Annotated in this window: 7 protein-coding genes and 1 pseudogene; 5 read left to right on the top strand and 3 right to left on the bottom strand. The window is 72.9% G+C overall.

The features are described 5' to 3' along the window. Positions 1-142: 142 nt before the first annotated feature. Both ABD52_RS12470 and ABD52_RS12465 read right to left on the bottom strand, forming a co-directional pair. Positions 143-718 carry a YbjQ family protein gene (locus ABD52_RS12470; protein WP_200905184.1) on the bottom strand — a complete coding sequence of 192 codons (576 nt, stop codon included), beginning with the start codon at positions 716-718 and terminating at the stop codon, positions 143-145. A gap of 12 nt (positions 719-730) precedes the next feature. Further along, on the bottom strand, positions 731-1,414 hold the full coding sequence (locus ABD52_RS12465) for a trypsin-like serine protease (RefSeq protein ID WP_013473438.1): 684 nt from the start codon (positions 1,412-1,414) through the stop codon (positions 731-733). A 470-nt stretch (positions 1,415-1,884) separates the two neighbouring features. Here ABD52_RS12465 and purS point away from each other — a divergent pair, with 470 nt between their 5' ends. The 4 genes from purS (at position 1,885) to ABD52_RS12445 (ending at position 6,364) form a co-directional block, all read left to right on the top strand. Continuing rightward, positions 1,885-2,148, top strand: coding sequence for a phosphoribosylformylglycinamidine synthase subunit PurS (purS, locus tag ABD52_RS12460; protein ID WP_013473439.1), 264 nt, complete (start codon positions 1,885-1,887; stop codon positions 2,146-2,148). After that, positions 2,145-2,828, top strand: a complete 684-nt coding sequence (gene purQ, locus ABD52_RS12455) for a phosphoribosylformylglycinamidine synthase subunit PurQ (protein ID WP_013473440.1) — start codon at positions 2,145-2,147, stop codon at positions 2,826-2,828. The genes purS and purQ overlap by 4 nt, the downstream gene beginning before the upstream one ends. 64 nt (positions 2,829-2,892) lie before the next feature. After that, entirely contained in the window at positions 2,893-5,604 is a 2,712-nt protein-coding gene (gene purL, locus ABD52_RS12450; RefSeq protein WP_047891889.1) for a phosphoribosylformylglycinamidine synthase subunit PurL, read from the top strand. A gap of 10 nt (positions 5,605-5,614) precedes the next feature. Continuing rightward, positions 5,615-6,364 (top strand): 2-phosphosulfolactate phosphatase, encoded by a 750-nt coding sequence (locus ABD52_RS12445; RefSeq protein WP_047891892.1) that lies wholly within the window; start codon positions 5,615-5,617, stop codon positions 6,362-6,364. A gap of 90 nt (positions 6,365-6,454) precedes the next feature. On the opposite strand, the pseudogene ABD52_RS41575 reads toward ABD52_RS12445, so the two are convergent. Further along, a pseudogene (locus ABD52_RS41575) lies at positions 6,455-8,553 on the bottom strand (carboxypeptidase regulatory-like domain-containing protein). A gap of 160 nt (positions 8,554-8,713) precedes the next feature. Here ABD52_RS41575 and ABD52_RS12435 point away from each other — a divergent pair. After that, positions 8,714-9,067, top strand: coding sequence for a sterol carrier family protein (locus ABD52_RS12435; protein ID WP_041798746.1), 354 nt, complete (start codon positions 8,714-8,716; stop codon positions 9,065-9,067). Positions 9,068-9,134 lie beyond the last annotated feature (67 nt).

Genomic DNA, 9,134 nt, shown 5'->3' with positions numbered 1-9,134 from the left:
GCGGCCTACTCCCCGCCCCCCATCCTCTGACCGCCCTGTTCCTCTTGTCGATCATGAGGTTGGCGGCACTCAGGGAGATCATTCCTGCCGTCAACTTCATGATCGACGCGGCAGAGGCGGCAGAGGCGGCAGACAGCGCCGGTCAGGGGCCGGTGGGGGTTTCGGCCGCGGAACTCAGGTTGGGCGCGCTCGCGGGCTCGGCGATGCCGCCGGGCGCGGAGGCGATCTCCGGCTCGTGAGCGGTCTCGGCCGCGATCGCCGGCTGGTCCGGCGGCATGACGTCCGGCATCTTCGGCGTGACGATCACCGCCGTGCCGTACGCGCAGATCTCCATCCACATCTCGCCGCAGTCGCGGCTGTCGAAGCGCATGCCGATCACCGCGTTCGCGCCCAGGCGGCGTGCCTCCTCGCCGAGGCGGGCCACCGAGTCGGTACGCCACCGGGTCAGGTTGTCCGGCGCCATCGGGTCGTAGGCGCCACCGCGCAGGTTCTTGACCCCCTCGCGGTACGGGTTGCGGGTCCTCGCCATCGAGGAGACCACTTCGCCGAGGATCTGGCGGATCTCGTAGCCGGGCAGTTGATCCGTCGTCACGACCAGCACGCTTCCGATGCTGTCAGTCCCCGGCCGGGTGGTTCGCGAGCCGTGTTCAGCTGATCGGATGCTGAAAAACGGCGCGGCGCGGACGGCCGGGCCGCACCCGACCGATCCGCGCCGCATCGGCATCAACCGTCAGACACCGGCCGTCGAGGTGATCCAGGCCCGGTTGTACGCAACACTGCCGTAGTTCTGGATGCTCTGGCCGTCGGCGGTGGAGGCGACGCCGACCTGCCGGCCGTTGTAGAACTGCGGGCCGCCCGAGTCGCCCCGCCACGCGTTGCCGTTGACCCGGGTGCTCCGGATCGCCTGGCCGCCGTACGCGTCGGTGACGCTGGTGCTGGTCACCCGGACGCTGGCGGTCTTGAGCTGGGGCGACGCGCCGCAGCCGCTGTAGCAGGTCATGCCCCAGCCGTAGATGGTGTTGGTCGAGCCGACCGGCGGGTTGCTGCTGGCCAGCGAGACGGCGGAGGTGCTGACCGTGCTGGACAGGCGCAGCAGGGCCAGGTCGTAGCGGGTGTAGGAGGCGCTCACGGTGCGGGTGACGCCGCCCGAGGCGTAGTAGACGCTGCCGACCCGGACCGACATGGTGCCGCTGACGCAGTGCCGGGCGGTGAGCACCCACTGGGGCGCGATCACGCTGCCGGAGCAGGTGAACGAGCCGTTGCTGAAGACGGCGGCGGCCCACGGCGCCGACGAGACGGTGCCGCCGCCGATGATCGGCTGGGGGCCGGCCGGCGCGGCGGTGGCGCCGGAGGCGGTGGCCAGGACGCCGGCCAGCGCGGTGGTCAGCACGGCGAGCAGGGGACGGAGGCGCATGTCGGGGCTCCTTCTGCGCGGACGCCCGGGGTTGCCGGGCAGGGGGTGACACCCGCCGGATGGGGTGGTCCGGCGAGGGACATCGATCTAACTCATCGACATCTGACGATGCATGCTACGGCCGTGACACCCTCTGTCACAAGGTGCGGATCGAATCGCGCCGATGGCGTGACGCGCGCCGCGTGCCGCGCGGGCGCGCTGTCGGATACCGGTCGAAGGTGGGGTGTTTCGCGGCAGAATGCCTGGTAGGAGGTGGTGCCAGGGGGCGTCCACAAGCACGGAGCGCAACGAATTCGCATCGGCGCCGCAACGAACGGGCAACGGTGCCCGTCCGGTGCCGCCGGTGGGGCCGATCAGTGCCGGAACTGCCCCCGGCCGGTGCGGGCCGGGCGGTATCTGCCAGGTAGGCTGGCTCCGCTCGCCCGATTGTTGGGCCGGCACCCAACTGCGTACACAGTCAGGAGTGCCCAGTGCCTCGCGTCGTAGTCGACGTCATGCTCAAGCCCGAGATCCTCGATCCGCAGGGCCAGGCCGTCGCAAACGCGCTGCCCCGCCTCGGCGTCAGTGACGTCGCCTCGGTTCGGATCGGCAGGCGGATCGAGATCGAGTTCACCGGCGAACCGGACCTGGACCGGGCCCGGGAGATCGCCGACAAGCTGCTGGCCAACCCGGTCATCGAGGACTTCACCGTCCGCGTGGTCACCGCCGACGAGACCGCGGGCGCGCAGTCGTGACCGCCCGGGTCGGTGTGGTCACCTTCCCCGGCTCGCTCGACGACGGGGACGCGGCCCGGGCCGTACGGATCGCCGGCGCCGAGGCGGTCCGGCTCTGGCACGGCGACCCGGACCTGCACGGGGTGGACGCTGTCGTCCTGCCCGGCGGCTTCTCCTACGGCGACTACCTGCGCTGCGGCGCCATCGCCCGGTTCGCACCGGTGATGGAGACGATCGTCCAGGCCGCGCGCGGTGGACTGCCGGTGCTCGGCATCTGCAACGGCTTCCAGATCCTCTGCGAGGCCCATCTGCTGCCCGGGGCGCTCACCCGTAACCAGCACCTGCACTTCCGCAACCGGGACCAGGTCCTGCGGATCGAGAGCACCGGCACCGCCTGGACGAACGCGTTCCAGCCGGGCCAGGAGGTGCTCGTCCCGGTCAAGAACGGCGAGGGCTGCTACGTCGCCGACCCCGCGACGCTCGATCGGCTGGAGGGCGAGGGCCGCGTCGTCGCCCGCTACGTCGGCGGCAACCCCAACGGATCGCAGCGCGACATCGCCGCGATCACCAACGAGGCCGGCAACGTCGTCGGCATCATGCCGCACCCCGAGCACGCGGTGGAGGCGCTCACCGGCCCCTCCCTGGACGGCCTCGGCTTCTTCACCTCGGTGCTCAAGCATCTGGTGGGAGCGCCGGCGTGATGGTGGCCGGGAACATCGGTCGGCCCACCCGCCGCACCGGCGGCGAGCGCAGCAAGGAGACGTCATGACCACCCATCCGGACCCGGCCCTGCGCGAGCCGCAGGGCGTGGTGCCGCAGGCCGGCCCGACCGACGACTGGGCGCTGGGCGTGGACACCGTTCCCCGGGCCGCCGACTCGCCGGAGGAGCTTCAGCCGTACGCCGAGCTGGGCCTCCGCGACGACGAGTACGACCGGATCCGGCACATCCTCGGCCGCCGGCCCACCCAGGCCGAGCTGGCCATGTACTCGATCATGTGGAGTGAGCACTGCTCCTACAAGTCGAGCAAGGTGCACCTGCGCCAGTTCGGCGAGAAGGCGCCGCCGAGTGACCGGCTGCTCGCCGGCATCGGGGAGAACGCCGGCGTGGTCCGGGTCTCCGACGAGCTGGCGGTGACCTTCAAGGTCGAGTCGCACAACCACCCGAGCTTCGTCGAGCCGTACCAGGGCGCGGCGACCGGCGTCGGCGGCATCGTCCGCGACATCCTCGCCATGGGCGCCCGCCCGGTCGCCGTGATGGACCCGCTGCGCTTCGGCGCGGCCGACCACCCGGACACCGCCCGGGTGCTGCCCGGCGTGGTCGCCGGCGTCGGCGGCTACGGCAACTGCCTGGGCCTGCCCAACATCGGCGGCGAGGTCGTCTTCGACCCCTGCTACCAGGGCAACCCGCTGGTCAACGCGCTCTGCCTGGGCGTGCTGCCTGTCGACCGGCTGCAGAAGAAGGACGCCACCGGCCCCGGCAACATCGTGGTGCTGATGGGCGCCAAGACCGGCCGCGACGGCATCGGCGGAGTGTCCGTGCTCGCCAGCGCCACCTTCGACGAGGGCAGCGAGCAGCGCCGCCCGTCCGTGCAGGTGGGCGACCCCTTCATGGAGAAGCTGCTCATCGAGGCGTGCCTGGAGCTGTACGACGCCGAACTGGTCGTCGGCATCCAGGACCTCGGCGGCGCCGGCCTGACCTGCGCCCTCACCGAGACCGCCGCCTCCGCCGGCACCGGCATGCGGGTCTGGCTGGAGCGCGTGCCGCTGCGCGAGCCGTCGATGGAGCCGCACGAGATCCTGGCCAGCGAGTCCCAGGAGCGGATGCTGCTCGTCGTCTCGCCGGACAAGCTCGACGCCGTGCTGAAGACCGCCGAGAAGTGGGGCGTCTGGGCCACCGCCATCGGCGAGGTCACCGCGCCGTCGGCGGACGGCCAGCCGGGCCGCCTGGTCGTCACCTGGCGCGACCAGCTCGTGGTGGACGTGCCGCCGGGCTCGCTCGTCGACGACGGCCCGGTGTACGCCCGGCCGATGCGCGAGCCGGCCGACCTGATCCTGCTCCAGGCCGACCGCGCCGAGACGCTGCCCCGGCCGAGCACCCCGGAGGCGCTCCGGGAGACCGTGCTGCGCATGATCGCGTCGCCGAACCTGGCCGACAAGACCTGGGTGACCGAGCAGTACGACAGGTACGTGCTCGGCAACACCGTGCTCGCCCAGCCGGAGGACTCCGGCGTGATCCGGATCGACGAGCGCAGCGGCCTCGGTGTCGCGCTCTCCGTCGACGGCAACGGCCGGTACGCCCGCCTCGACCCGTACCACGGGACGAAGCTGGCGCTGGCCGAGGCGTACCGGAACGTGGCGGTGACCGGCGCGAAGCCGATCGCGGTGACCAACTGCCTGAACTTCGGCTCGCCGGAGGACCCGGGCGTGATGTGGCAGTTCGCCGAGGCCGTGCGCGGCCTGGCGGACGGCTGCCTGGAGCTGGGCATCCCGGTGACCGGCGGCAACGTCAGCTTCTACAACCAGACCGGCGCCGCCGCCATCCACCCGACCCCGGTGGTCGGCGTGCTCGGCGTGCTCGACGACGTCGCAAACCGGGTGCCGATGGGCTTCGTGCCGCGCCCGGCCGGCGACCACGACCAGCTCTTCCTGCTGGGCGAGACGCACGTCGAGCTGTCCGGCTCGGAGTGGGCCTGGGTGACGCACGAGCACCTGGGCGGCATCCCGCCGCAGGTCGACCTGGCCCGCGAGCGGCAGCTCGCCGAACTGCTGGCCGAGGCGGCCCGGGTCGGGCACCTCAGCTCCGCGCACGACCTGTCCGACGGCGGCCTGGCGCAGAGCCTGGTCGAGTCGGCTCTGCGCCGCGGCGTGGGCGCCCGGGTCGTGGTGCCGGAGCACTTCGCCGGTGGCTCGATGCCGTTCGTGTTCCTGTTCAGCGAGTCCGCCGGCCGCGTGCTGGTGTCGGTGCCGCGCGGCCACGAGAAGGCGTTCACCGCCCTCTGCGCCGAGCGCGGCGTGCCGTGGGAGTTCATCGGCGTCACCGACCCGGCCTCCGGCGGGCTTGAGGTGCACGGCCAGTTCCGGATCGGCCTGGACGAGCTGCGCGAGGCGCACACCGGTACGCTCCCGCGCCTGTTCGGTGCCGCCGAGGCGGCCCGGGTGGAGGTGGAGGCGACCCGTACCGGCACGACCACTGTGCTTCCGGCCACCGCGGAGCAGCCGGTCGGCGTGGACCCGGCCGCTGTCGACGCCGAGCCGATCGCCAAGGCCGGTCGGGACACTCCGGCGGCCGACGCCGAGGCGTCCGCACCCGCCGCCGCGGCGGAGCCCGAGGCGTCCGCTGCGGCGTCCGACGAGGCCGAGCCGGCAGAGGGTACGGCGACGCCGGCAGTCGACGGAACCCCGGCCCAGGACGAGTCGGCGCCCGCCGACGGGTCCGACGGTCCGGCTCCCGGTGAGCCGGCGCCGGGTCAGCGCTGAGGCGCTGGCCTTGGCCGTCTTCGCCCAACCCGGCGCCGGTGCCCGGTTCGACTGGGGACTGACCGGGGCGGCGGAACTCGGCCGGGTCTGTGCCGCCCTGGTGGTGGTGGACGTGCTGTCGTTCACCACCGCCGTGGAGGTTGCGGTGAGCCGCGGCATGCGGGTGCACCCGTTCCCGTGGGGCGAGCAGGCCGCCGACTACGCCCGCCGGGTGGGGGCCGTGGCCGCTGTGGGCCGCCGGAAGACGACGACCGAACACCAGTGGTCGCTGTCCCCGGCGGCGCTGCGGGCCGCGCCGGTCGTCGCCGACCTGGTGCTGCCGTCACCCAACGGTTCGGCGATCAGCGCCGCTGCGAGCGCCACCGGAGTGCCGGTGGTCGCGGCGTGCCTGCGTAACGCACCCGCCGTCGGGCGCTGGCTGCGCGCCGAGGGGTACGGCTCGAAGGACGCACCCGTGGGCGTGGTGGCGGCCGGGGAGCGCTGGCCCGACGGGTCGCTCCGGCCGTGCGTGGAGGACCAGCTCGGTGCGGCCTGCGTGCTCGACGCGCTCGCCGATGTGCCCGGCGGGCTCTCGGTGGAGGCCGCGATGGCGCTCGCCGCGCTGGCGAGCACGCCGGACGTGCCGGCAGCGGTCCGGGGATGCGTCTCCGGGCGGGAACTCGCCGAGGGCGGCTTCGCCGAGGACGTCACGGTCGCGACCGAGGTGGGCGTCTCCGACGTGGTGCCGGTGCTCCGCCAGGGCTACTTCGCCCCCGCCTGAGCACCGCTTCTGCTCCCGACCTGCGGGCCCGCTGACGACTGTGGCCGCCCGCTGTTCGCGGGCGGCCACAGTTCTCACATCTGGTGTCTGTCAGTCGTCCAGCCAGTCGAGGCGTCGTCCGCTCCGGTCCGCCTGCCCGTCCGGGCGGGCGCGACCGGCCTGCGCCGGGTCGTTGGGGTAGCCGTTGTCGTAGCCGCCCCCGCGCTGCTGCGGCGGCTCCTGGCCGTAACCGCCCTGCTGGCCGTAACCGCCCTGCGGGTTCTGACCGTAGCCCTCGCCGTACCCGCCGCCCTGCTGGCCGTAGCCGCCCGCCTGGTGGCCGCCGTCGTAACCGCCACCGGCGTTGCCGTAGCCACCGGCCGGCGCGTCGCCGTACCCGCCCTGCTGACGAGTGCTGTCGTAGCCACCTGTCGCGCCGCTGTCGTACCCCCCGGCGCCCTTGTCGTAGCCACCCTGGGACCGGCTGTCGTAGCCACCGGCGGCGTTGCCGTAGGCGCCGGTGGGCGATCGCCGTATCCGCCCTGCTGGCGGGTGCTGTCGTAGCCGCCGGTCGCGCCGTTGCCGTAGCCGCCCGACGCGGCGCCGTAGCCACCGGCCGCGCCGTAAGCGTCGCCCTGCTCCGGGCCACGGCCGTACGGGGCCGAGCCGGCCTGGTCGTAGCCGCCGCGGTCCTGCTCCGGCTGGTAGGTGCTGGTCGGGTACGGGTCGGCCGCCGGCGCGTACTGCGTGCTGTCACCGGTGTAGCGGCCGGTGGGCTCGTCGAAGCGCTCGTTGCCGTAGCCACCGCCCTGGGCCGCGTAGCCGGCTGCCCCAGCAGCGGCACCTGCGGCATAGTCCGGGTTGCCGTAGCCGGCACCGGAGGAGGGTCCGTTGCCGTAGCCGCCGCCCGAGGAGGGCGCGTTGCCGTAGCCGCCCGCGCCGCCGTAACCGCCCTGGCCCGCTGCGTCGTCGCCGTAGCCGTAGCCGCCCTGGCCGCCGCCTGCGCCGTACGCCGGGCCGGGCGGCGCGCCGTACGGGTCCGGCGGGACGTCGTCCACGACCGGCCGCTGGAGCATGGTGGGGGCGTCGCTGATCGAGGGGCCGCCGACCATCGTCGCGGCCGGGGCGCCCATGCCGTTCACCACGCGGGTCTGGTCGTCGGTGCCGTGGTACGCGCCCCGGGCCGCCGGGATCGCACCGGCCGCGCCGGGACCACCCGGACCGGTCGGTCCACCCGGACCGTCGCCGTCGCCGTCGTCGCCCTCGTTCTTGCGGCGCATGTAGAGCAGCACGATGGTGCCCACGCCGACGGCGACGAACAGGCCGCCGAGCAGGATGAGCAGCCAGGAACCGAAGCCGCCGGAGTCCTCGTTCGCGGCCGGCTGCTGCGCGGCGGGCGCCTCGGCCGACGGGGTGTCGGTCGCCTCCTCGTCGAGCGGCTCCTCGGACGGCGGGGCGGACTCACTCGCCGACGGGGTGGCGCTCGGGCTCGCCGACGCCTTCACCTGGATGCTGAGCCGGACGCCGGTGACCGACTGGCCGGCGTTCGCGTTGATCGACCGGGCGACCGGCGAGGCACCGTCGGTGGAGGCGCCGAGGTCGATCCGGCCGGGCGCGATCGGGTTGGACTCGGAGCCGCTGAAGCTGAAGTTGCCGTTACCACTGGTGTTGGTGCGGCGTTCCTTGCCCGCGCTGTCGCGGAGCATGACGAGGGCGCCCTCGATCGGATCGCCGTCGGCGTTGACCACCTTGCCCGAGACCGTCTTGACGGTCTGCGGCTGCTGCGACGGCGGTGCAGCAGCCCGCACCGTCAGCGAAAGTGCGGCGCTGTTCGAGTCAGTCGGCGTTTCTGCAGTGAACTGAACGTTTGCGCCATCGGTCGCCGACGCACCAGAGCTGGCCTTCAGCGTTACAGGCACGTTGCGCTGTCCGACCACAGCAACTGGCGCATTGCAGCCAGCGCTGCAGGTGACGCCTGATGGCAGTCCGGCCACCCTGATCGTGACCTGGGTCGGACCGGAGTCGGTGACCTTGACCCTCACCTGAATGGAGGCATCGCTGTCGGCGCTGATCGTCAGGGAGCTCGGGTTGACGCTGACTTCGGGGGGTTCCGCGAAGGCGGGAGCTGCGGGGACGGTGAGCAGGGCGCCGAAGACCAGCGCTACGACCACACCGGCCCGCTGCTTCCAGGCACGTCGGTGTGTTGACACGTCCACCGCCTTCCGGGTCTGATCCCCCCGTCGGCCGCTCGGCCGAGGTTGATCACTCACGGTACGAATAACGCCGTCGGCAACTATGCCTTGTCTGACCGGATCATCTCTACCCAGGGCCGCCGTCGGGCGGCCTTCTGCCGGGTCGTATCGTCCCGTCGTGTCCTCTCCGCACGCTTATTCCGAAGCGGTACGCGCCGCACTGGTGGCGCTGGACGAGGGGCGTACGCCCGAACGGCCGGTGCTCCGGGAGGCGGTCCGGACGCTCTTGGCTGCCCTCGCGGATCGCGCCCCCGGCCGATCGGTGGAGGTGCGCGTCCCACCCTACGGTGCGGTCCAGTGCGTGAGTGGTCCACGACACACCCGTGGTACGCCGCCGAACGTGGTGGAGATGGACCCGCCGACCTGGCTGGCGGTCGCCACCGGGCGCCAGGGATGGGCGGAAACGGTCACCGAGGGTCGCATCCGGGTTTCCGGGAACCGGGCTGACCTCTCCCCGTACCTCCCGATTTAGGCGTCGAGCAGGGCAAACTCTGCTCACGCTGAGCGGACGCTTCGTGACTGTCGGTGTCGACTGCTGG

This window comes from Micromonospora sp. RV43, from assembly GCF_001029515.1.
In the GTDB taxonomy this organism is placed as follows: domain Bacteria; phylum Actinomycetota; class Actinomycetes; order Mycobacteriales; family Micromonosporaceae; genus Micromonospora; species Micromonospora aurantiaca.
The sequence above is the reverse complement of the archived record's forward strand: the minus strand, read 5'-3'. Positions and strand labels throughout refer to the sequence as shown.